The organism is Komagataeibacter oboediens (assembly GCF_018491655.1).
Taxonomy (GTDB): Bacteria; Pseudomonadota; Alphaproteobacteria; order Acetobacterales; family Acetobacteraceae; genus Komagataeibacter; species Komagataeibacter oboediens.
Genome location: NZ_JABLUU010000001.1, coordinates 321,916 through 345,056, shown reverse-complemented (window position 1 = coordinate 345,056; position 23,141 = coordinate 321,916). Strand labels below are relative to the sequence as shown.

General features: G+C 63.9%; 20 protein-coding genes, 1 pseudogene and 1 riboswitch. Of the genes and pseudogenes, 14 read left to right on the top strand and 7 right to left on the bottom strand.

Annotated features, from left to right (window positions below; translation table 11 throughout):
* Positions 1-20: 20 nt before the first annotated feature.
* The gene (gene ssb / locus HNO79_RS01515) at positions 21-575 is read right to left on the bottom strand and encodes a single-stranded DNA-binding protein (protein WP_214164277.1); all 555 of its coding nucleotides are present in this window, start codon (positions 573-575) and stop codon (positions 21-23) included.
* 313 nt (positions 576-888) lie between these two features.
* Between ssb and uvrA the strand changes: the two genes are divergently transcribed.
* The 3 genes from uvrA (at position 889) to speE (ending at position 5,546) form a co-directional block, all read left to right on the top strand.
* The gene (gene uvrA, locus HNO79_RS01510) at positions 889-3,927 is read left to right on the top strand and encodes an excinuclease ABC subunit UvrA (protein WP_214164278.1); all 3,039 of its coding nucleotides are present in this window, start codon (positions 889-891) and stop codon (positions 3,925-3,927) included.
* Between the two features lie 159 nt (positions 3,928-4,086).
* Positions 4,087-4,551 (top strand): adenosylmethionine decarboxylase, encoded by a 465-nt coding sequence (gene speD, locus HNO79_RS01505; protein ID WP_025437442.1) that lies wholly within the window; start codon positions 4,087-4,089, stop codon positions 4,549-4,551.
* A gap of 134 nt (positions 4,552-4,685) precedes the next feature.
* Positions 4,686-5,546, top strand: coding sequence for a polyamine aminopropyltransferase (gene speE, locus HNO79_RS01500; protein WP_214164279.1), 861 nt, complete (start codon positions 4,686-4,688; stop codon positions 5,544-5,546).
* 122 nt (positions 5,547-5,668) lie between these two features.
* Here speE and HNO79_RS01495 read toward each other — a convergent pair whose 3' ends face one another.
* Entirely contained in the window at positions 5,669-5,980 is a 312-nt protein-coding gene (locus HNO79_RS01495; RefSeq protein ID WP_214164280.1) for a putative quinol monooxygenase, read from the bottom strand.
* A 124-nt stretch (positions 5,981-6,104) separates the two neighbouring features.
* A riboswitch (glycine riboswitch) is annotated at positions 6,105-6,192 on the top strand.
* A 113-nt stretch (positions 6,193-6,305) separates the two neighbouring features.
* On the opposite strand from HNO79_RS01495, the gene HNO79_RS01490 reads away from it, so the two are divergent.
* The 7 genes from HNO79_RS01490 to HNO79_RS01460 all read left to right on the top strand — a co-directional run bounded on the left by HNO79_RS01490 (position 6,306) and on the right by HNO79_RS01460 (position 13,924).
* Positions 6,306-6,446, top strand: a complete 141-nt coding sequence (locus tag HNO79_RS01490; protein ID WP_198133908.1) for a hypothetical protein — start codon at positions 6,306-6,308, stop codon at positions 6,444-6,446.
* Positions 6,443-7,576 carry a glycine cleavage system aminomethyltransferase GcvT gene (gcvT, locus tag HNO79_RS01485; RefSeq protein ID WP_214164281.1) on the top strand — a complete coding sequence of 378 codons (1,134 nt, stop codon included), beginning with the start codon at positions 6,443-6,445 and terminating at the stop codon, positions 7,574-7,576. The genes HNO79_RS01490 and gcvT overlap by 4 nt, the downstream gene beginning before the upstream one ends.
* Positions 7,577-7,623: 47 nt before the next feature.
* Positions 7,624-7,989 (top strand): glycine cleavage system protein GcvH, encoded by a 366-nt coding sequence (gcvH, locus tag HNO79_RS01480; RefSeq protein WP_010513963.1) that lies wholly within the window; start codon positions 7,624-7,626, stop codon positions 7,987-7,989.
* A gap of 30 nt (positions 7,990-8,019) precedes the next feature.
* Positions 8,020-10,914, top strand: coding sequence for an aminomethyl-transferring glycine dehydrogenase (gene gcvP, locus HNO79_RS01475; protein ID WP_214164282.1), 2,895 nt, complete (start codon positions 8,020-8,022; stop codon positions 10,912-10,914).
* Between the two features lie 252 nt (positions 10,915-11,166).
* On the top strand, positions 11,167-12,177 hold the full coding sequence (locus HNO79_RS01470) for an ABC transporter substrate-binding protein (RefSeq protein WP_234448395.1): 1,011 nt from the start codon (positions 11,167-11,169) through the stop codon (positions 12,175-12,177).
* A gap of 2 nt (positions 12,178-12,179) precedes the next feature.
* Positions 12,180-13,181 (top strand): FecCD family ABC transporter permease, encoded by a 1,002-nt coding sequence (locus HNO79_RS01465; RefSeq protein WP_408885694.1) that lies wholly within the window; start codon positions 12,180-12,182, stop codon positions 13,179-13,181.
* Positions 13,178-13,924, top strand: coding sequence for an ABC transporter ATP-binding protein (locus tag HNO79_RS01460; RefSeq protein ID WP_214164284.1), 747 nt, complete (start codon positions 13,178-13,180; stop codon positions 13,922-13,924). The genes HNO79_RS01465 and HNO79_RS01460 overlap by 4 nt, the downstream gene beginning before the upstream one ends.
* Before the next feature lie 7 nt (positions 13,925-13,931).
* On the opposite strand, the pseudogene HNO79_RS01455 reads toward HNO79_RS01460, so the two are convergent.
* The 3 genes and pseudogenes from HNO79_RS01455 to HNO79_RS01445 all read right to left on the bottom strand — a co-directional run bounded on the left by HNO79_RS01455 (position 13,932) and on the right by HNO79_RS01445 (position 17,063).
* Positions 13,932-14,235, bottom strand: a pseudogene (locus HNO79_RS01455) (hypothetical protein).
* Between the two features lie 155 nt (positions 14,236-14,390).
* Positions 14,391-16,253, bottom strand: a complete 1,863-nt coding sequence (locus HNO79_RS01450; protein ID WP_214164285.1) for a hypothetical protein — start codon at positions 16,251-16,253, stop codon at positions 14,391-14,393.
* A 162-nt stretch (positions 16,254-16,415) separates the two neighbouring features.
* Positions 16,416-17,063 carry a class I SAM-dependent methyltransferase gene (locus HNO79_RS01445; RefSeq protein WP_154220993.1) on the bottom strand — a complete coding sequence of 216 codons (648 nt, stop codon included), beginning with the start codon at positions 17,061-17,063 and terminating at the stop codon, positions 16,416-16,418.
* A gap of 89 nt (positions 17,064-17,152) precedes the next feature.
* On the opposite strand from HNO79_RS01445, the gene HNO79_RS01440 reads away from it, so the two are divergent.
* The 4 genes from HNO79_RS01440 to ftsY all read left to right on the top strand — a co-directional run bounded on the left by HNO79_RS01440 (position 17,153) and on the right by ftsY (position 20,714).
* A complete protein-coding gene (locus HNO79_RS01440) occupies positions 17,153-17,554 on the top strand; it encodes a VOC family protein (RefSeq protein WP_048856186.1) in 402 nt (133 codons plus the stop codon).
* Between the two features lie 73 nt (positions 17,555-17,627).
* Positions 17,628-18,452, top strand: coding sequence for a diaminopimelate epimerase (dapF, locus tag HNO79_RS01435; protein WP_214164286.1), 825 nt, complete (start codon positions 17,628-17,630; stop codon positions 18,450-18,452).
* A complete protein-coding gene (mtaB, locus tag HNO79_RS01430) occupies positions 18,449-19,696 on the top strand; it encodes a tRNA (N(6)-L-threonylcarbamoyladenosine(37)-C(2))-methylthiotransferase MtaB (RefSeq protein ID WP_214164287.1) in 1,248 nt (415 codons plus the stop codon). Before dapF ends, mtaB begins: the two co-directional genes overlap by 4 nt.
* Before the next feature lies 1 nt (position 19,697).
* Positions 19,698-20,714, top strand: a complete 1,017-nt coding sequence (gene ftsY, locus HNO79_RS01425; protein WP_010513948.1) for a signal recognition particle-docking protein FtsY — start codon at positions 19,698-19,700, stop codon at positions 20,712-20,714.
* A gap of 177 nt (positions 20,715-20,891) precedes the next feature.
* Here ftsY and HNO79_RS01420 read toward each other — a convergent pair whose 3' ends face one another.
* Complete coding sequence (locus HNO79_RS01420) at positions 20,892-22,115, bottom strand: phosphoglycerate kinase (protein WP_010513947.1); 1,224 nt, start codon at positions 22,113-22,115, stop codon at positions 20,892-20,894.
* The gene (gene gap / locus HNO79_RS01415) at positions 22,115-23,137 is read right to left on the bottom strand and encodes a type I glyceraldehyde-3-phosphate dehydrogenase (protein ID WP_200410413.1); all 1,023 of its coding nucleotides are present in this window, start codon (positions 23,135-23,137) and stop codon (positions 22,115-22,117) included. Before gap ends, HNO79_RS01420 begins: the two co-directional genes overlap by 1 nt.
* Positions 23,138-23,141: the final 4 nt, after the last annotated feature.

The following is a 23,141-nucleotide window of genomic DNA, read 5'->3' as shown; positions in this document are numbered from 1 at the left end:
ACGCGGGGGGCGGGACAGCGCTAGAACGGGATTTCGTCGTCCAGGTCGCTGCCGCCGGCGGGCGCATCCCAGCCGCCGCCATTACCGCCGCCGCCCGTGGCGGGGCGTTCGGTGCGCTGGGGCTGGCTTCGGGCGGGTGCGCTGTAGCTGCCGCCGCTGCCGCCACCATAGCCACCGCCATAACCGCCGCCCATGTCGTCGCCACCACCGGCGTCACCGCCACGGTTGCTGTCCAGCAGGACAAGGTCGCCACGGAAGCGGTCCACCACCACTTCGGTCGTGTACCGGTCCTGGCCGCTCTGGTCGGTCCATTTGCGGGTCTGCAGCGAACCTTCCAGATAGACCTTGCGGCCCTTGCGCAGGAAACGTTCGGCCACGTCACCAATGCGTTCGTTGAAGATGACGACACGGTGCCATTCCGTGCGTTCGCGCCGTTCGCCCGACGCGCGGTCATTCCATGTATCGCTTGTGGCCAATGTCAGCGAGACGATCTTCGCCCCGCTCTGGCTGGTGCGGACTTCGGGGTCCTTGCCCAGATTGCCCACCAGAATGACCTTGTTGACGCTGCCCGCCATATGCTGTCCTGCTGCAGTTCGAGTATGGGACCGGCGGGGCTGAACCGCCACCGGCTGCCGCCACACATCGCCGGACGGCGACAGTGGCGGAATAGATGCGGCGATCTTACCGGATGGCCGCACAAAATGCGAGTGTGCGGACGATGTCGCCATCAACCCCGGGGCAGGTCGCCAGATGGGGCGGGTGCGCCGCGTTGTCCGGGTCGCCATGGTGCGGCCCTTGTCGGAATGGACCGTCAGGACCAGATATGGGGTGGCCCGAAATGGCGGCCGGTATCCGCTTTCCCTTACGGGAACGGAACAGGGAGAGTTCATGAGCGTTTCTTCGCGTCCGGAACAGGTTCCGGCGGCACAGCATGTCAGCCCGCAATCCATCCGTGTGCGCGGGGCACGGGCACATAACCTGAAAAATGTCGATATCGACATACCGCGCGATGCGTTGACGGTCATGACCGGCCTGTCGGGATCGGGCAAGTCGTCACTGGCGTTCGACACCGTCTATGCCGAAGGGCAGCGGCGGTATGTGGAAAGCCTGTCGGCCTACGCGCGGCAGTTTCTGGAACTGATGGGCAAGCCCGATGTCGATTCGATCGAGGGGCTGTCGCCCGCGATTTCCATCGAGCAGAAGACGACATCGAAGAATCCCCGCTCCACCGTCGGTACCGTTACCGAGGTGCATGACTACATGCGCCTGCTGTGGGCGCGCGCGGGCGTGCCGTATTCCCCCGCCACCGGCCTGCCGATCGAGGCGCAGACGATCAGCCAGATGGTCGATCGCGTCATGGCAATGCCCGAGGGCACGCGCCTCATGCTACTTGCCCCGGTGCTGCGCGACCGCAAGGGGGAATGCAAAAAGGAACTGGCCGAACTGCAGCGCAAGGGCTTCACCCGCGTGAAGGTGGACGGCACGCTGTATACTATTGACGAGGTGCCCGAACTCAACCGCCGCCTGCGTCATACGGTCGAGGCAGTGGTGGACCGCATCGTGGTCAAGGAAGGCATCGAAAGCCGCCTTGCCGACAGTTTCGAGACAGCGCTCGGCCTGTCCGACGGGCTGGTCTATGCGGAAGAGGTGGTGAAAAACCTGCCTGAGGGGGAAGAGGCCCCGCGCACGGTGTTTTCCTCGCGCTTTGCCTGCCCGGTCAGCGGTTTTACGCTGGAGGAGGTCGAACCCCGCCTGTTTTCCTTCAACGCGCCGCAGGGCGCGTGCCCGGCCTGTGATGGTATCGGGCAGGAGACATTTTTCGATCCCCGCCTGATCGTGCCCGACGAATCGCTCTCGCTGGCGGGCGGGGCCATCGCCCCGTGGCGTAACAGCCAGAGCCCCTATTACACCCAGACGCTGGCCTCCATCGCGAAGCATTATGGCGTATCGATGGACACGCCATGGGAGGATCTGCCCGAAGGCGTGCGCGATGTGATCCTGGAGGGGGGGAAGGACCCGATCGAGTTTACCTACCGCGACGACCGCCGCGCCTACAGCCTGACCAAACCGTTCGAGGGCGTGGTCAGGAACCTGCGCCGCCGCATGGCGGAAACCGACAGCGTATGGGTGCGTGAGGAACTGTCGCGCTACCAGTCCGAAAAGCCCTGCCATGTCTGCGATGGCGCGCGCCTGCGGCCCGAAGCCCTGTCGGTGAAGGTTGCGGGGCTGAACATTGCGCAGGCCTCCGACATGCCCATCCGCCGGGCGCTGGACTGGTTCGGCACGGTGGAGGCGACGCTGACGCCACAGCGCGCCGAGATCGCACACCGCATATTGCGTGAAATCCTTGATCGCCTGCGTTTTCTTGATGACGTGGGGCTGGATTACCTGACGCTGTCACGCGGGTCGGCCACGCTGTCGGGCGGCGAAAGCCAGCGCATCCGGCTGGCCAGCCAGATCGGGTCGGGGCTGACGGGCGTGCTGTATGTACTCGACGAACCCTCCATCGGGTTGCACCAGCGTGACAATGAACGTCTGCTGGGCACGCTGGACCGGCTGAAGAAGCTGGGCAACACCCTGATCGTGGTCGAGCATGACGAGGACGCGATCCGCGCCGCCGACTGGCTGATCGACATGGGGCCGGGTGCCGGCGTGAATGGCGGCACGGTCGTGGCCGCGGGTACGCCGCAGGAAGTGGCCGAAAATCCCAACAGCCTGACGGGCGCCTACCTGTCGGGGCGCAAATGCATCCCCGTGCCGGAAAAGCGCCGGAAGATCGACCCGAAGCGCGAACTGGTGCTGCGTGGGGCGACGGGCAACAACCTGAAGGACGTAACGGCCCGGTTCCCGCTGGGCACGTTCACCTGCGTGACCGGGGTGTCGGGTGGCGGCAAGTCCACGCTGGTGATCGACACGCTGTACAAGGCCCTGTCGCGCAGGCTTATGGGATCGGGCCAGAACCCGGCCCCCTATGCGGCGATCGACGGGCTGGACCAGCTCGACAAGATCATCGACATCGACCAGTCGCCCATTGGTCGTACGCCGCGTTCCAACCCTGCGACCTATACCGACCTGTTCGGCCCCATCCGCGACTGGTTTGCCGAACTGCCCGAAAGCAAGGCGCGGGGGTACAAGCCCGGACGCTTTTCCTTCAACGTCAAGGGCGGCCGGTGCGAGGCGTGCCAGGGCGACGGTGTGCTGAAGATCGAGATGCACTTCCTGCCCGATGTGTTCGTGACCTGCGATACCTGCAAGGGGGCCCGCTACAACCGCGAGACGCTGGATGTGAAGTTCCGGGGCAAGTCGATTGCCGACGTGCTGGCCATGTCGGTGGATGAGGCGCTGCCCTATTTCTCCGCCGTGCCGCGTATCCGCGACCGGCTGGCCATACTGCAGAAGGTGGGGCTGGGCTATGTCGCCCTCGGCCAGCAGGCCACCACCCTGTCGGGGGGCGAGGCGCAGCGCGTGAAGCTGTCCAAGGAACTGGCGCGCCGGGCCACGGGTCGTACGCTCTATATCCTCGATGAACCGACCACCGGGCTGCATACCGAAGACGTGCGCAAGCTGCTGGAGGTGCTGCACGCGCTGGTGGACCAGGGCAACACCGTCGTGGTGATCGAGCATAACCTGGAGGTCATCAAGACCGCCGACTGGGTGATCGACATGGGACCGGAGGGTGGTGACGGTGGTGGCCGGATCGTGGCCTGCGGCACGCCTGAACAGGTGGCCGCCAGTCCCGACAGCCATACGGGCCGATTCCTGCGTCCACTGCTGGAACACGGGCCGCTGGTGCCGGTTCCCGAACCGGTGGAAAAGCCTGCGGGCAAGGGCAGGGCACGCGGCAAAAAAGCCACAGTGGCTAAAGGGCCGGACAGTTCCAGAAATGGTGGGAAACTGGCGAAAGCGAAGCGGAAACCCGCAAAATAGACGCGACTTTGCGCGGATGGGGCCGGTGGGTATGCAAAAAACTTTTCGCAGGCTGCGAAAAACACTTGCAACACGAGGCCCGCAGGCCCTATCAGCGCCTCTCTTGGCCCAAGGGGGCAATCTTGCCCAACAGGCTGTCTACTGGTTTGGGGGTACGTGATGAACGCACTTGCTCAACTGGGGATGGTCTCGGAACACCCGAGCGATAACCAGATCTCTTCAGCGCCGTTTTCGTCCGAGGACGACCGGAAAGATTACTTCGTCGAAAAAGACGGGATGAAGTTTGCGGGAACGCATCTTCTTGTCGATCTTTGGGACGCCCGGAATCTTGATGATCCCGAGCAGATCGACCGTACCCTGTGCGAAGCCGCGGTGACGGCCGGGGCGACGATCCTGCACAGCCACTTCCACCACTTCACGCCCAATGGCGGCGTGTCGGGCGTGGTCGTGCTGGCGGAAAGCCATATCTCGATCCATACATGGCCCGAGCGGAACTTTGCCGCCGTGGATATTTTCATGTGTGGGGCGTGTGATCCGCATCTTGCGATCCCCGTCATGCAGCGCCTGTTCCAGGCCGGTCGTATCGAGGTGGATGAACAGCGTCGCGGGCGCGTGCAGCTTTAACCGGCTGTGGCCGGGGCGTGCGGGTTCATGCCCCGGGGCATCTTTCACGAAAAAGAACAGAAGTGCCGGGCCGGATTGATTTCCGGCCCGCGCTTTTTCATGTGCATTGATTAGGACGGAAAAGGGGGATCGCAATGTCCCGTGAGTGGATCAGCGAAGGTCTGTACGAAGGCTGGCGGCAGGAACTGCGTGTGGACCGGATGCTGGCGCGCAGGAAAAGCGCGTTTCAGGATATCGCCGTGTTCGAGAACGTCGATCTCGGTCGCGTGCTGATGCTTGATGGCGTGGTCCAGATCACGGAACGCGATGAGTTCGTCTATCAGGAAATGCTGACCCATGTACCCCTGCTGGAACATGGCGATGCGAAGCGCGTGCTGATCATTGGCGCGGGCGACGGCGGCGTGCTGCGGCGCGTGCTGGAACATGGCACCGTGGAAAAGGCCGTGATGGTCGAAATCGACGGGGACGTGATCGCGCTGTCGAAGGAATTCCTGCCCTCCATTGCGGGGGATGCCTGGAACGACCCGCGTGCCGACGTGATCGTGGGCGACGGGATCGAATACGTGACCAACGCGGCGGATGGGTCGTTTGATGTCATCATCGTGGACAGCACCGACCCGATTGGCGTGGGCGAAGTGCTGTTTACCGATTCGTTCTACAGACACTGCGCGCGTATCCTGACGGCGAACGGCATTATCGTGAACCAGTGCGGCGTGCCGTTCATGCAGGCGGACGAACTGCGTGACACCAGCGCGCGGCGTGCGCAGTTCTTTGACCATGTTTCGGCCTATGTCGCCGCCGTTCCGACCTATGTTGGCGGGTTCATGACGCTGGGTGTTGCCGCCAAGGGGCACGTGCCGGGCCAGCAGCCGGTCGATGTGATCCGTGCGCGCGCGCACAAAGCGGGCATTACGGGCACGCGGTACTGGACGCCGGAAATGCACGTCGCATCCTTTACCCTGCCGCCCTACATCGCGCAGAACCTGCCGCGTTGAGCATAAGGGTCTTCCTGCCGCATCACCGACATATGCGGGGTGTGCCGTGGCAGGCTTCTGACGTTGTGTAAAAAAAGGCCGGGGAACATGATGTTCCCCGGCCTTTCTGCTATCTGCCGTAATCAGGCCGCGGGGGCCACGCGCACGGTCTTGCGCAGGCTGATCAACTGGGCACCCAGTTCCTTTACCCCTGCATCGAACACCTTGAAGTGAGGCGTGGCGAGATGGGTCTCGAAAGCGGCCTCGTTATCGTACACTTCAACCAGGATGATCGTCTGGGCATCGTCCAGCGGGCTGATGGCCTCGAAGCGCTGGCAACCGTCTTCATCCGCTACCGAACGTTCGCTGTCATAGGCGCACAGTTCCAGAAAACGCGCGCGGTTTTCAGCAGGAACGCGGAATTCGGCCACGATGGTAAGGGGGCGTGAGGGCATGGGAATCAATCCTTGTCTAAGCTGCCGTTCCACAACGGAATGGGTGCCGGACGTGCTTCCGGGCATCCTGAAGCCAGCATGGTTTTCATGGATTGACTTGGCGCATCCGGTCATGTCAAGTCAGCTTGTCGACACGGGAGAGACTGGCTTCACGCCAGCGCCGAAGGAGCAACCGCCCCGGAAACTCTCAGGCCAAAGGACCGGTCGGCCAAGACTTCTGGAAAGAGGTATCCGCAACCCGGATACCCGCCGACGGGATAGCGATCTCAGGCACATGCGACAGAAGGGGCACTTGGAATCCGACAGGATTCAACAGGAGTCCCGCATGTCCACGCCTTCCGCTGTCTTCACGCCCCTGTTTCCCATTTCCCGTTCCGCTGGCGCGTATCGTGCCCTGTCGCCCGCATGCCATGCATGTGGGGTTGCGTGCGTGCATGCGGACCTGAACAAGGCCCAGCCCGCATGAACCCGCCCCTGCTGCGTACGCCGCTGTACGACCTTCATCTTGAACTTGGTGCCCGGATGGTGCCGTTCGCGGGCTATGACATGCCGGTGCAGTATCCCGCCGGTGTCATGGCAGAACACCTGCATACCCGCGCAAAGGCGGGCCTGTTCGATGTCTCGCACATGGGGCAGGTGCGTCTTTGCGCCAGATCCGGCCAGCTTGCGGACGCCGCCCGTGCGCTGGAAGCGCTGGTGCCCGCCGATATTGTCAGCCTGAAACCCGGCCGGCTGCGTTATGCCCTGTTTACCACGGCGGATGGCGGCATAAGCGACGATCTGATGGTAGCCAACATGGGTGACTGGCTGCTGCTGGTGGTCAATGCCGCGTGCAAGGATGCTGATTTCGCGCATGTGCGTGATGCGCTGGGTGCGACCTGTGATGTGGACATGCTGGCCGATCGCGCCCTGATCGCGGTGCAGGGCCCCGCAGCGGAAGCAGCCCTTGCGGCCCTGAACCCCCGGGCCGCCGGCATGCGCTTCATGGATGTGGCGGAACTGGAACTGGCGGGTGTGGCCTGCATCGTTTCACGGTCCGGCTATACCGGTGAGGACGGATTTGAGATCGGCATGGCGGCCGGTGGCGCCGTCACCGTGGCCCGCGCCCTGCTGGCCCACCCCGATGTCGCGCCCGCGGGACTTGGCGCGCGCGACAGCCTGCGGCTGGAAGCCGGATTATGCCTGTATGGGTCTGATATCGACCTGACCACGACCCCGGTCGAGGCAGCACTTGAATGGTCCATCCAGAAAAGCCGCAGGCCCGGCGGTGCGCGCGCGGGCGGCTATCCCGGGGCTGCGATTGTGGCGGATCAGCTGGCCGATGGTACGACGCGCCGCCGCGTGGGCCTGCGCGCGCATGGGCGTGCGCCGGTGCGTGGCGGGGCTGACCTGTTTGCGGATGAAGCGGGTACGCAACCGGCAGGCCGCGTGACGTCGGGCGCGTTTGGTCCCAGCGTTGGTGGTCCCGTCGCCATGGGGTACGTGGCGGCGGATCATGCAGCGACCGGCACGCCCCTGTTCGCCAGCGTGCGTGGCCGGCTGCTGCCGGTGACGGTAACGGCGATGCCCTTCGTGGCGCCGACCTTCAGACGCTAGGTTTTCCCCTGTTTTTCAAACGTATTTCAAAGTGATGGAGCACGGATATGACCGTTTATTACACCAAGGAACATGAATGGCTGCGTGTCGAGGGCAATGTCGCTGTTGTTGGCATTACGGCCCACGCGGCGAACGAACTGGGCGAACTGGTCTTTGCCGAAGCCCGCGACCCCGGCACCACGGTGGAGCAGGGTGACAGCGTGGCCGTGGTGGAATCGGTCAAGGCGGCGTCCGACATCTATGCACCGGTAACGGGGGATGTGCTGGCGTTCAACGACGTGCTGACGGATGACGCCGCCCTGGTCAATCGCGACCCCGAAGGCGAAGGCTGGATCGTGCGCATGACCATTGCGGATGCAGGCCAGCTTGAGGGCCTGATGGACAAGGCCACCTATACCGCGCTGGTTGGCTGATTTTCCTGAACGTCCCTTTCTTTACGGAGTATGCAGGCCGTGACGTCTTCCCCCCCTCGTTCTTCTTCCCTGTGGCATGATCCGGGTGATGATGCCGGTGCGTTCTGCGCCCGCCATGTCGGGCCGGACGCGCATGATGTGGCGGACATGCTGCGTGTGGTGGGGGCGGACAGTCTCGATACACTCATGGCGCAGACGGTGCCGGGCAATATCCGCCTGTCGGGTGCCATGGGTCTTGGCGCTGGCCTGCCCGAACATGTCGCACTGGCCCGCCTGCGTGCCATTGCTTCGGAAAACCGGGTTCTGACATCGCTGATCGGGCAGGGATATTACAATACCATCCTGCCAGGCGTGATCCAGCGCAACGTGCTGGAAAACCCGGCCTGGTACACCGCCTATACCCCGTACCAGCCTGAAATCAGCCAGGGACGGCTGGAAGCGCTGCTGAACTTCCAGACGCTGGTGATCGAACTGACCGGGCTGGACGTGGCCAATGCCTCGCTGCTGGATGAGGCGACTGCGGCAGCCGAAGCCATGGCCATGGCCCGCCGCGTGGCCAGAACCAGAGCGAACGCCTTCTTTGTCGATGCTGACTGCCACCCGCAGACCATCGCCGTCGTGCGCACCCGTGCCGAACCCATGGGCTGGCAGATCGTGGTGGGCGACCCTGCCACCGACCTGGACCCGCAGGCCGTGTTTGGTGCGCTGTTCCAGTATCCGGGATCATCAGGGGAAATCCGTGACCCGCGTGCATGGATCGAAAGCCTGCACGCGACAGGCGCCATCGCCACCATGGTGGCGGACCCCATGGCGCTCATGCTGCTGGAAAGTCCCGGCGCGCTGGGGGCGGATATTGCGGTCGGGTCCATGCAGCGCTACGGCATGCCCATGGGGGCAGGTGGCCCGCATGCGGCCTATATGGCGACGCGCGATGCCTTCCGCCGCAACATTCCGGGGCGGATCGTAGGCGTGTCCATCGATTCGCGCGGCAATCCCGCCTACCGTCTGGCGCTGCAGACGCGTGAGCAGCATATCCGTCGTGAAAAGGCGACATCGAACATCTGCACAGCCCAGGCGCTGCCTGCCATCGTATCCTCCATGTATGCGCTGTATCATGGTCCGGAGGGGCTGACGGCCATCGCCACGCGCATCCACCGGCTGGCGTCCGTCATGGCTGCGGGGCTGCGCGCGCTGGGTGCGACAGTGAAAACGACGGCGTTCTTTGATACCGTCACGCTTCAGACCGGCACGGAGACGGATGCCGTCATGGCGCGAGCGCTGGACGTGGGCATGAACCTGCGCCGCGTGGATGCGACGCATGTGGGCATAAGCCTGGATGAAACCACCACGCCGGACACGGTGCGCGCGGTATGGGCCAGCGTCTGTGGCGATGCGGCAGCGGCGGCACGGGTCGAGGCCGACCTGTCTGATGTGGCAGGCACCGTCCCCACGGGCCTTGTCCGTACGGGGCGGCCGCTGAACCGGCCCATTTTCTCGGCCTGCCGGTCGGAAACGGACATGCTGCGCTACCTGCGCCGCCTGGCCGACCGTGATCTGGCGCTGGACCGTTCCATGATTCCGCTGGGGTCATGCACGATGAAGCTGAACGCCACGGCGGAAATGCTGCCGATCACATGGCCGGAATTCTGCGATATCCATCCCTTCGCGCCCGCGGACCAGATGCGCGGTTATGCCCACCTGTTTGCCGATCTTGAACGGATGCTGTGCCAGATCAGCGGCTACAGCGCCGTCTCGCTCCAGCCCAATTCCGGTGCGCAGGGGGAATTTGCAGGGCTTATGGCCATTCGCGGCTACCACCATGCACGCGGTGACGTGGGGCGCGACGTCTGCCTGATCCCGGCATCGGCGCATGGCACCAACCCGGCATCGGCCCAGATGGCGGGCATGCGCGTGGTGGTGGTGGCGTGTGACCCGCAGGGGAATGTCGATATCGGGGATCTGAAGGCAAAAATCGCACAGTATGCCGACCATCTGGCCGCGATCATGATTACCTATCCCTCCACCCATGGTGTGTTTGAAGACAACGTGCGTGAGATCTGCGCCCTTGTGCATGCGGCGGGCGGGCAGGTCTATGTCGATGGCGCGAACCTGAACGCGCAGGTGGGACTGGCGCAGCCGGGCGTGTATGGCGGTGATGTCAGCCATTTCAACCTGCACAAGACATTCTGCATTCCCCATGGCGGCGGTGGCCCCGGCATGGGGCCGATCGGGGTGGGGGCGCATCTTGCCCCCTACCTGCCGGGTACGCCGCAAAAGGGGGAGGCCAACGCCATTTCGGCCGCACCCTTCGGGTCCGCCGATGTGCTGCCCATTTCATGGATGTACATGGTCATGATGGGGGATGCGGGGCTGAAACGCGCGACCGAGGTCGCGATCCTGAACTCCAACTACATCGCGGCCCGCCTGTCGGATCATTACCCGGTGCTGTACCGTGGGGCGGACGGGCGGGTGGCGCATGAATGCATCATCGACCTGCGTCCGCTGAAGGACAGGGTCGGCGTTACGGTGGATGACATTGCCAAGCGCCTGATCGACCATGGGTTTCATGCGCCCACGGTCAGCTTCCCTGTTGCGGGTACGTTCATGATCGAACCGACCGAATCCGAAAGCCGGACCGAACTGGACCGTTTCTGCGATGCGATGATTGCCATCCGCGCGGAAATCATGGCGGTTGAAAAGGGGGAACTGGGCATGGACGACAGCCCCCTGCGTCACGCCCCGCATACCGTGCGTGACGTGACCGGCCCGGACTGGGACCATGTCTATGATCGCGCGCAGGCCTGCCTGCCCGGCGCGGTGGTGGCCGCCAGCAAATACTGGTCCCCCGTCAACCGGCTGGATAATGCCTACGGCGACCGCAACCTTGTCTGTTCATGCCCCGATATCAGCACCTATGCTGACTAGAAATTTTAAAAAATAACCGGGCGCCGTCTTTTTTCGACAAAGGCGGTGTTCCCCTGACACTTTTTGCAGAAAACCTGTTGCATTTTCAGGGCATGTCCGGGGGCGGGCTGGTGGAACCGGTCCCTTTTGGGCTGATTGTGTCCCGGTGGTTCGTGTATATATCTGTTTCGATATAATACATTGGGCCATGAGTAAGGGGACAGCACGGTGAATTGGGGCAGACGCAGGCTGAACATCGGGGCACTGGCGGGCATGGTTGTGGCGGGTGCGTCCGTCCTGTCGCCCGCCATGGCGCGGGAGGTGACGGACATGGCCGGCGTGACCCAGTCCGTGCCCGACCACCCGGCGCGGATTGCCGACCTGTGGTTCGCCCATAATGAACTGGTGCTGATGCTGGGCGGGGCAAGGCAGATCGTCATGACCGTGGATCGCCCGCAGGCGCGGCCATGGATGTATAAAGTCTTTCCTTCCCTGTATCAGGCCCGTGCGGTCAACGGCCCGCAGGTCAATGCCGAAACCCTGCTGCAGGACCATGTCGACCTTGTCTTCGTGCCCGATGCTACGGCCGCCATTGCGTCATTCCGGGGGGTGGGGGTGCCAACCCTTGTCGCCTCTTTCCGGGATGTCGATGGACTGCTGCGGGTGGTGGACATGACGGCAGGCGCACTGGGCACGGAACAGGCCCATGCGACCGCCACCCATTACCGCACCATGATGCGGCAGACCGTCAATGACGTGCATGACCGGCTGTCCGGCCTGACGGATGCGCAGCGCCCGCGCGTGCTGCATATCCAGTCGCTGCATCCCCTGAAGGTGGACGGGGCGGACAGCATTGTCGATGAATGGATCACCCTTGCCGGTGGCCGCAACGCGGCACAGGGCGTAAGCGGGAACATGAAGCCGGTTTCGGTTGAGCAGGTGGCGGCGTGGGATCCTGATGTCATCATCCTCGGCCCGGATTGCGGCACGCTGGACCCGGCGGCCAATGGCGGAATATGGCAACGTCTGCGCGCGGTGCGCGAGGGCAGGGTGCATAACAATCCGTCGGGTGTTTTCACGTGGGACCGCTACGGCAGCGAACTGCCGCTGCAGATCAGCTGGGCTGCGAAAACCCTGCATCCTGACCGGTTTGGCGATGTGGATCTGCTGACCCTGACACGCGATTTCTACCGCACCTATTTCCACTATGACCTGAATGCGGATGATGCCGGACGCATCCTTGCGGGCCAGCCACCACAGCCGGTGGCGGACAGGGTGCAGTGACCCTGCGCGGTAGCGTGGTCGGATGCCTGTGTGCTGCCGGTCTGGTGGTGCTGTCGGTGCTGTCGGCCTGTCTCGGGCGGTTTGCGCTGCAGCCGGGGCAGGTGCTGCATGCCCTGTTGACGGTGGGGCACGCCCCGGCAGGTGGCGACATGGTGCATACCGTCCTGTTCGGCGCGCGCCTGCCGCGGATCGGGGGGGCGATCTGCGTGGGGGCGGCGCTGTCGGTGGCGGGGGCTGCGTATCAGGCGGTGTTCCGTAACCCGCTGGTGTCCCCCGGTCTGCTGGGCGTGCTGGCGGGTGCGGGCACGGGTGCTGCGCTGGGCATTGTATGGGGTATGGGGCATGCGGGTGTGGCGGCCCTGTCCTTTCTGGGGGGGCTGGCGGCGGTGGCATTCGGTGTGGGCGTGGCGCAGATGTTCGATGCCGCATCCATGCTGATGCTGATATTCGGCGGGCTGATCAGTTCGGCGCTGTTTACGGCGTTCCTGTCACTGCTGAAATACGTGGCGGACCCGCAGAACCAGTTGCCCGATATCGTCTTCTGGCTGCTGGGCAGCCTGACGCAGGTGACGCCGCAGGCACTGGGCGTGCTGTTGGGGCCGGTTGTGGTGGGGATCGTGCTGCTGTCGGCCTGCGGGCGGATGCTCGATGGCCTTGCCATGGGGGATGAGGAAGCGCGCACGCTGGGCATTCCGGTCATGGCGCTGCGATACGGGGTAATTGGCGGGGCTACGGTGCTGGCGGCCATGACGGTCGCGGTGGCGGGCATGATCGGCTGGATCGGGCTGGTGGTCCCCCATGTCGCGCGCCTGCTGGTCGGGCCATGCAACATGCGGGTGCTGCCGGTCAGTGCGTGCGTGGGGGGGATGTTCCTGCTGGCATGTGATGACCTGGCGCGCACCCTGTCGGCGGAGGAAATTCCCGTGGGCCTGATTGCCGACCTGCTGGGGGTGGTGGTGTTTGTCGCCGTCCTGCCGCTGCTGCGGCGCGGGTGGCGGGCATGAACGGGTCGCAGCCAGTCCTGCGGCTGGACCACGTGGGCTTCCACCGGGGGCGGCGTGCGGTGCTGCATGATGTCTCGCTGGGTGTCCGCACGGGTGAGATGACCGCCCTGCTGGGGCCCAATGGTGCGGGCAAGACCACGTTGCTGCGCCTGCTGCTGGGCCTTGCGCGCCCGGATTCAGGGCAGGTCTGGCTGGATGGGCAGCTCATGGCGCACTGGTCCCGGCGCGAGGTCGCGCGGCGCATTGCCTACGTGCCGCAGGGGCATGCGCCGCTGTTTCCCTACAGCGTGCGCGATATTGTGGGCATGGGACGACTGGCGGAGGCGCCGTTCGCCCCCCGTCTGCGCGAAAGGGATCGTGATGCGGTGGCGCATGCGTTGGCGGAACTGTCCATTACACACCTGGCCGCGCGCGCCTATACCGAACTGTCGGGGGGGGAACGCCAGGCGGTGCTGCTGGCGCGCGCGCTGGCGCAGGGCGGGCATATCCTGATCCTGGATGAACCGGAAACAGGGCTGGATTACGGACAGAAACAGCGGCTGTACGCCCTGCTGCGCCGGCTGGCACAACGGGGACACGCCATTGTCGCCACCACCCATGACCCGGTTCAGGCGGCCCGGATATTCGACCGCGCCATCCTGCTGCGTCATGGACGCGTCATGGAAGACGGGTCTGCAGCCGCCCTGCTGGTCCCGGTCATGCTGGACCGGCTGTATGCCCCACAGGGGGGATCTGAGGAATAGGGGTGGTCTAGCGGTTGTAGGGGTTTGTATCGACGCGCACGGCCTTGCCGGTGCGGTCATAATACAGGATGGCGTTGCCGCGTTTTTCGGCATAGCCATCGGGTTCCCCCGTGGGCGTCCAGAACAGCAGCCGGTTCACGTCCGGCTGTTCCTTTATCTTGTCGCCCGGCGGGATGAAGCGGTACTGGCTGTAATCCATGTGCAGCCGGGGCAGGGGGGGGGCGCTTGGACAGCTGGTGCATGGAGAAATGGCGTTGCGAGGCCTCACCGGGGTCTTCATTGCCCGCATTGGCATGCCCACCGTCAGCCATCGCCACACCCGGCACGACAGGGGCGCATAATATGCCCAGCAGAACCACGTGCCGTAACCTGATTGACATAAGCGCTGGCCTTTCCCTCATTCCCGATCCCGGTCACCATCCTCCTTTTCCATGCCGGACGCAATATCCGCCACCGGATGGCGGGATTACTGGAATGGCAGGTAACGGAAATCGAAGAAGATTTCGCTCAGGCTGGTTGTGGGCGCGCCCCCCATGCCGCCCCATGTATGCACGCGCGAATAGGCCAGCTGCGTGCCCGCCTGCACCGTGCCGTACTGGCCGTGAATGAAGCGGTACCATGCGCCGATGGTGAATTCCTCCACCGAACGGATATTGGCGGTGCAATCGGCCGAACCTTCGGTTTCGCACCCGGTATTGTCGGCATTGGGGTTGCCATAGCCGTAGCTGCCGCCATCCGCATTAAAGTAGCTGCGCCCAGAACGCTGCATACCGAAATAGCCATAGACATCGATCACTTTGTTCGGGTGCGCGATCACGCCCGCAGTTGTCTGCGCGCTGGACAGCAGGGCGGGCGCGCCATTGGCCCGCAGCGTGGCATCAGGCAGCAGGACTGAGCCGTAGCGGCCGATGCCCCGGCCCGCCAGTCCCGCCAGCCGCACTTCCAGCCGGTGCGGAATGATCGGCAGGATCATCGACCCGCCCGCGCCCCATGCAATGGCGGTATGGTTTTCGCCCACGCCGTTGATGACGGACCGATCGTGCGGGAAGTGCAGCAGCCCCTCGATTTCGTAATGGCCCCATGTCGGGTCCCATGCCACCTTGCCGATGATGTCCGGGGCGATTTCGTTGGAATAGTTGGTGGTGTTGCTGCTCAGCCCCACGCCGTTCGAACCAACCTTCGCATAGTTGCTGCTGTTGCCAGGCAGGGCGTATTCCCCATTGTCGCCTGCACTGGAAAACCCGGTGGTGTCATAGATCGTCGCGGGATTTTCAATCGAGAAACCCGTCCAGACACGGTGGTGCATGAAATCCTTGACCACGCGCAGCTGCCACTGCCGCGACCATGTCTGCCCTGCCAGGATGGAGGATTCGATCGTTTCCGGCAGGCTTTCCTGTCGTGGCACGATGCCCACGCGGTCGGGTGTCAGCATGGTCCATGCCTGACCGATCAGGAAATGCATGTCGGCGCGTGAATCATCCAGCGTCAGGTACGCCTGCCGCAGCCGGGGGACGTAGGAGTTGCTTTCATACGGGTTGGTGGTTTCGGCACTGGCGCCAAAATCCGTTTCCACGAACCCCGCCACCGTCAGGTGCGGGTTCAGCTGCCCCCGCGCCATGAGCGAGAAGCGCGAATACCGCGCATCGCCATTGAAGTTGGTGGTGTGGAAATTTGAACTGTTACGGAAGGGAATGGCGTTCCAGTAGTTGAAGATGCCCGACGAAACCTGCCGGTTTTCCACCAGTGCCGCCGCATCGAAGAAACCGCCGAGGATGATGGAGACGGGGCCAAGGTGGAACACCTTGCTGCCCAGCGCACCCGCAGACTGCGCGCCCACCGTTTCGCGGTTGTGGGGGCCGACATTGTTGTTGGCCATGTGGGAAATCAGGTCTTCCTCACGGTGTGCCACCACGGATTCATAGGTCGGCTGATCGCCCAGTTCTGAAACCGGATCGGAATGACCGCCGATGCGCGGACGCGCCATGTGTTCGCCCTCCGCCATCTGGGAAGATGCGGGGGTGTGTCCTTCCACCGGGGTCCAGCCGCCATGCACATGCCCGCCCGAACCCGTGACCGCCAGCGGGTGGCCGCCATGGGCCGCGGTGCCGCCCATCTGGGCGCGGTGCTGGATGATCTGCTGGCGCATGGCCTGCAGGCTTTTCTGCAGCGCCATCTGCTGCTGCTGCAGCTGCTCCATCTGGCGCTCCATGATATCCAGCGATTCCGGATCTTCATCCGCCCATGCGGGAAGGGGGGCCAGAACGGAACACACCATCAGCGCCCGCGCGAAACGCACTGGCCGGGTTATGGAAAAGGACGGAATCCGCATGTATGGTCAGGAGGCCCCAAACTAGGTTTTGAACAATAATATGTCAAAACATGTCTAAAAGAAGGGGTAAATGATAATTTCTTTTAATATGTGACAGCGCGGCAACCCGTGCCGTGCATTCCGTCATAATACGCCGAAGCGGGCGGTAGTATTTGCCCAATGTTACAAAATGTCAGGACGGCGCGCCGTCATGGCATGCACGGCGTCATGCCAGAACAGGTCTTCAGGCGCTGGGGTGACATTGCCATTGTCCACCGGGCCGAAACCGGCGCGCTGCAGCAGCACCGACAGCATGCGGCGGCGGTCCCCCTCATCATCCAGCGCCTGCCACAGCGCCGTGGCCTTCTGGGGAATGAAGCGGTCCCCGAATGTGATGACGATCAGGCCGCCGGGCTGCAGCACCCGGGCGATTTCACGAAAGATGGCGACGGGCTGGCGCAGGTAGGGCACCACGTCGCATAGCAGGGCGGCGTCCATGCTTTCATCGGCCAGCGGGATGTCGGGGGTTTCGTTCATGTCCTCCACCACGCGGTCGGTCAGCCGCGGGTTGCTGTCCAGTGCCTGTGCATTGACCCCGATGCCGATCACGCTGTCGAATTCCATGTCGGGCGGCAGGTGGCTGTCGGGTCCGGCCATGACATCAAGGATATTGCCATCTTCGGGCAGCAGCGTACGGTACAGCGCGGTAATGGCCGTAAGCGCGCCCTGGTCCAGCATGGGCCCTGCAGGCCTGCGGGAATAGAAGAGCGTATCGGATTCAGCCGAGGCCGCCGTGAAGGAATGCGGGTGAAACCCGTGCAGGTCGTTCATGAATGTGCCAGACAGTACGGAAGTAACAACGCCATATGCGGTGGGCGTATTATCATGCGCGCCCCCGTAGGGAACAGGAGAAAAGCAGAATGGCCCGTATGATCCATTCGATGATCCGCGTGCGTGATGAAGCCGCAAGCCTTGCATTCTATGACACGGCCTTTGGCCTGAAAGTGGCCGATCGGCTTGTTTTTGACACCTTCACCCTTATCTACCTGTCTAATGACGAACAGACATTCGAACTGGAACTGACCATCAACCATGACCGCACCACCCCCTATGACCTGGGGAACGGGTATGGCCACCTGGCGGTATCGGTTGCGGATGTGGATGCGGAACATGCCCGGCTGACGGCTGCGGGCCTGTCGCCGCTGGCGATAAAGGACATGTCGTGCGGGGAGCGGTTCGTGGGCCGGTTTTTCTTCATGACCGACCCCGATGGCTACAGGATCGAGGTGCTGCAGCGCGGCAGGCCGGGGCGTTTTCTCTGATCAGGCTTGCAAGGCCGCGCGTGGGGTGCCATCCCGCTCCTTCATATGGGCGGGTTCCCTCTATACAGGACGGATGATGACCGGGTTTCTCAAGATGCATGGGCTGGGCAATGACTTTGTGGTGGTGGATGAACGCGTCCACCGCCATGACCTGACGCCTGCCCGGATCGCTGCATTATGTGACCGGCATACCGGTATTGGCTGCGACCAGTTCGTGACCCTGCGCCCTGCCTGTGCGGAGGGGGCGGACGTGTTCGTGCGGTTCTTCAATGCCGATGGGTCGGAATCGGGGGCATGCGGCAATGCGTCGCGCTGCATTGCCGATCTTGTGGCGCGTGAGACGGGACAGGAGCATGTCGGGCTACAGACCCGCGCGGGCGTGCTGCACGCCACCATTATCCGCCCCGGCCTGGTCACGGTGGATATGGGAACACCCGCGCAGGACTGGGCGGACGTGCCGCTGGCGGAAGCAATGGACACGCTGCACCTGCCAGTCGCGGGCGACCCTGCCGCCGTGTCCATGGGCAACCCGCATGCGACCTTTTTCCTGTCCATGCCGGATGCCATGGACCCATGCGTGGCGGGACCGGCACTGGAACATCATCCGCTGTTTCCCCAGCGCGCCAATATCGGCTTTGCCCATGTCACGGCACCCGATGCCATGCGCCTGCGCGTGTGGGAACGCGGCAGCGGCCTGACGCGGGCGTGCGGGTCAGGTGCGTGCGCCGCCGTGGTCAACGCCGTGCGGCGCGGGCTGGTGGAACGCACCTGCACGGTGGAAATGGATGGTGGCGAACTGACCATTACATGGCGCGAAGGCGACGGCCATGTGCTGATGACCGGCCCCGCGACAACCAGTTTCATGGGCACATTCAACCCGGAAGACTACCCCCGATGAAGAAGCCGGAAATCCTGACCTTCGGCTGTCGCCTCAATACGTATGAAAGCGAGGTGATGCGCAATCACGCGGCCGCGCTGGACAACGTGGTGATCGTGAACACCTGCGCGGTGACGGGGGAGGCGGAGCGGCAGGCCCGGCAGGCAGTGCGCCGCGCCCACCGCGAACGGCCCGACGCCCGGATCGTGGTCACCGGCTGCGCCGCCCAGATCGACCCCGACCGTTGGGCGGCACTGCCTGGCGTGACCCGCGTGCTGGGCAACCGTGAAAAGCTGGACGCCGCAAGCTGGAGCGAGATGGCCATGGGGCAGGGCAACGCCGTGTCCGACATCATGGCCGCGCGCGAGACGGCGCCGCATCTGGTCACTGAATTCGCCGGCCGCACCCGCGCGTTTGTGGAGGTGCAGCAGGGCTGCGACCATCGCTGCACTTTTTGCATCATTCCCTTCGGGCGGGGGCCATCGCGCTCGGTACCCGTGGGCGCCGTGGTGGAGCAGGTGCGCGCGCTTGTGCAGTCAGGCTACCGCGAGGTGGTGCTGACGGGTGTGGACATTACCTCATGGGGAGATGACCTGCCGGGCAGGCCGGCGCTGGGGCAGTTGTGCCGCAGGCTGCTGGCCCTTGTGCCCGAACTGGAGCGGCTGCGCCTGTCCTCGGTCGATCCGGTGGAAATCGATGAGGACATATGGAAGTTGCTGGAACACGAACCACGCTTCATGCCCTACCTGCACCTGTCGCTGCAGGCGGGGTGTGACATCATCCTCAAGCGCATGAAGCGCCGGCACCTGACGGCAGATGCGGCCGCGGTGGTGGCGCGGGCACGGACGCTACGGCCCGATATCGGCATCGGGGCGGACATCATCGCCGGTTTCCCGACCGAGGATGAGGACCTGTTTGAACAGACACTCGATTTCGTGCGCACGCACGCCCTGCCTTACCTGCATGTGTTTCCCTATAGTGAGCGCCCGGGCACGCCCGCGGCCCGCATGCCCGCCATTGCCGTACCCGCGCGCAAGGAGCGCGCGGCCCGGCTGCGGGCGGCAGGTGCGCAGGCGGCGCGTGATTTCCACGAACGGCTTATGGGCCGCACGCTGCAGGTGCTGATGGAAACGGACACCTCGGGACATAGCGAGGAATTCGCCCCGGTAAGGCTGGTGGATGGCGGGATGTCCGTGGTCGGGCGCATCGAAACGGTGCGGCCGGTGGCGGTTGACGATAACGGACTGGTTGCGGAAATTCTCTGATATGGCACTTGGTTTCTTCTCACGTCTCAAGGCGGGGCTTTCGCGCTCCACACAGAAGCTTAGCGGCGGGCTGAGCGCCGTCTTCACCCGGCGCAAGCTGGATGATCAGGCGCTGGAGGATCTGGAAGACCTGCTGATCTCCGCCGACCTTGGCCCGAGCGTGGCGGAAAAGGTGATCGAGTCCTTCCGCCGGTCCAAATTCGGCAAGGAAGTGACGGATGAGGAAGTGCGTCAGGCACTGGCGGAGGAAATCGCCACCATCCTCCAGCCGGTCGCCATTCCGTTTGAACCCGACCCCAAGCACAAGCCGCATGTGGTGCTGGTGGTTGGCGTCAACGGCACCGGCAAGACCACCACCATTGGCAAGATGGCCCGTTTTTATGGCGAGCAGGGCAAGAAGGTGATGATGGTGGCGGGCGATACCTTCCGCGCCGCTGCCGTCGAACAGTTGCAGGTATGGGGCGAACGCGTGGGCGCGCCCGTCATTTCCGGCAAACCCAATGCCGATGCGGCGGGTCTGGCGTTCGAAGCGCTCAAGCGCGCCACGGCGGAAAAAGCCGACCTGCTGCTGGTCGATACCGCGGGCCGCCTGCATAACAAGAGCGCGCTGATGGAGGAACTGGCCAAGATCATCCGCGTCATGCGCAAATTTGACGAAACCGCGCCCCATTCCGTGCTGCTGGTGCTGGACGCCACCACCGGACAGAACGCGGTGGAGCAGGTGCGCGTGTTCAAGGAACTGGTCAACGTGACCGGGCTGGTCGTGACCAAGCTGGATGGCTCGGCGCGCGGGGGGATCGTGGTGGCGCTGGCCGATGCCTTCGGCCTGCCGGTGCATCTGGTGGGCGTGGGGGAACAGGCCGATGACCTGCGTCCCTTCTCCGCCGAGGCATTTGCCAAAGGGCTGGTCGGGGACTCGATCAAGGTCATTGAACGCGACGGCATGCCCGCCGAAGGGCAGGCGGAAGATGCCGAAGCACCCCCGCCCGAGGCGGAACACCCGCCGCAGCAGGGCTGATCCCGCACGACCGTTCAGGTATAAAAAAGGGACCATCCCGGGGGATGGTCCCTTTTTCGTTGCAGTCCGGGACTGTCTGGAACCAGGGAAAAGTTTCTGGTGAAGCTTTTTTTAAAGCCTCGAAGAACGCAGCCTTTCTGAAAAAAGGCTGCGCCCAAAAACTTTTATGGCCTGCCTTCAGATCGGCATGGCACGTTCAAAGATGTTTTCCAGCGCCATGATGCCCGGCAGCGTCTTGCCTTCCATCCATTCAAGGAAAGCCCCGCCCGCGCTGGAAATATAGGAGATATGCTTCTCCACCCCCGCATGGCGCAGGGCCGAAACCGTGTCTCCACCGCCCGCGATGCTTTTCAGTGCGCCGGAATCGGTCAGGCGGGCGACGTCGCGCGCTACGGCATTGGTTGCCGCGTCGAACGGCGTGATCTCGAACGCGCCCAGCGGGCCGTTCCAGACCAGCGTCTTCAGTGTCGCGATCTTCTGCTCGATCAGCTTCACCGTTTCCGGCCCGACATCCAGCATCATGGCATCAGCAGGAATGGCGTTGACGGGCACGGTGCGGGTCGGGACATTGGCCTGGAAGTCGGTTGCAGTCACGGCATCAACCGGCAGCACGATCTCGCAGCCCTTTTCCTTTGCTTTCGCAAGGATGTCGCGCGCGGTGTCGTGCATCTCCGCTTCCTGCAGCGACCGGCCCACATTCACCCCCTGCGCCGCAAGGAACGTGTTGGCCATGGCGCCACCAATGATCAGCATGTCCACTTTTGCCAGCAGGTTGCCGATCAGGTCCAGCTTGGTGGAAATCTTGGCTCCACCCACGATGGCCCCGACCGGGCGGGCAGGGTTTTCCAGCGCGATGTTCAGCGCGTTGAGTTCCGTTTCCATCAGCCGCCCGGCAAAGGACGGCAGCAGGCGGGCCACGCCTTCGGTCGAGGCATGGGCGCGGTGGGCGGCAGAAAACGCGTCATTGACGTAATAATCGGCCAGCGACGCGAACTCCTTCGCCAGCGCGGGGTCGTTCTGCTCCTCCCCGGGGTAGAAGCGGGTGTTTTCCAGCACCACGACATCGCCATCCTGCATGGCGTCCACCGCCTGCCGGGCCTTCGGGCCGATACAGTCATCGACAAAAGTGACCGGGCGGCCCAGCGCGTCCCCCAGCGCATCGGCAATCGGGCCAAGCGACATTTCCGGCACGGGCCTGCCCTTGGGGCGGTCGAAGTGACTGACGACAATCACCTTCGCACCCTTCTGGGCCAGTTCCTGAATGGTGGGCAGCAGGCGCAGGATGCGCGTGGCGTCGGTGATCTGGGCATTGCGGACCGGAACGTTCAGATCGGCGCGCAGGAGGACCTTCTTGCCAGTGGCGTCGAGGTCATCCAGCGTCTTGAAGGATGTGGCGCCCATTACAGTGCCCCGAATACGGCCGCCGTGTCGGCCATGCGGTTGGAGAAGCCCCATTCATTGTCATACCAGCTGCAGATGCGCACCAGCCTGCCACCGTCGATCACGGCGGTCTGGGTCGCATCAAACGTGGATGACGCGGGGCAGTGATTGAAATCCGTGCTGACCAGCGGCGCGGTGCTGTAGGCGAGGATGCCCTTCAGCGGGCCGGATTCGGATGCCTTGCGCAGTGCTTCGTTCACCTCCTCGACCGAGGCCGGGGCCTTCTTCGGCACGAAGTCGAGCGAGACGAGCGAGACATTGGGCGTGGGCACGCGAATCGCGGTGCCATCCAGGCGGCCCTTGAGGTGTGGCAGCACCAGCCCCACGGCGCGCGCGGCCCCGGTGGAGGTCGGGATCATGTTCAGCGCCGCCCCGCGTGCGCGGCGCAGGTCCTTGTGCAGGGTGTCCACCGTGCGCTGGTCGCCGGTGTAGGAATGGATAGTGACCATGTAGCCGCATTCGATGCCGAACGTGTCATCCAGCACCTTGGCCACCGGGGCCAGGCAGTTGGTGGTGCACGATGCGTTGGAAATGACGGTCATGTCGGGCGTCAGCACATCCTGGTTCACGCCGAACACGATGGTGGCGTCCACGCCCGATGCGGGGGCGGACACGATCACCTTGCGCGCGCCGGCCTTGATCAGCTGGGCGGCCTTTTCCTTGTCGGTGAAGCGGCCGGTGCATTCCAGCGCCACGTCCACGCCCTGGAACGGCACCTTCGTCGGGTCGGCCTCGGCCGAGACGGTGATGGGGTCGTAGGTGCGGCCGTTGGCGGTAATGATGATCTTGTTGCCATCCACCTTCACATCGGCGGGGAAGCGACCGTGCACGCTGTCATAGGACAGAAGGTGTGCGTTGTCTGCCACGCTGCCGAGGTCATTGATGGCGACGGGCACGACATCGGTACGCCCGCTTTCGATAATGCCACGCAGCACAAGGCGACCAATGCGACCGAAACCGTTTATTGCGACTTTAACAGCCATTTTC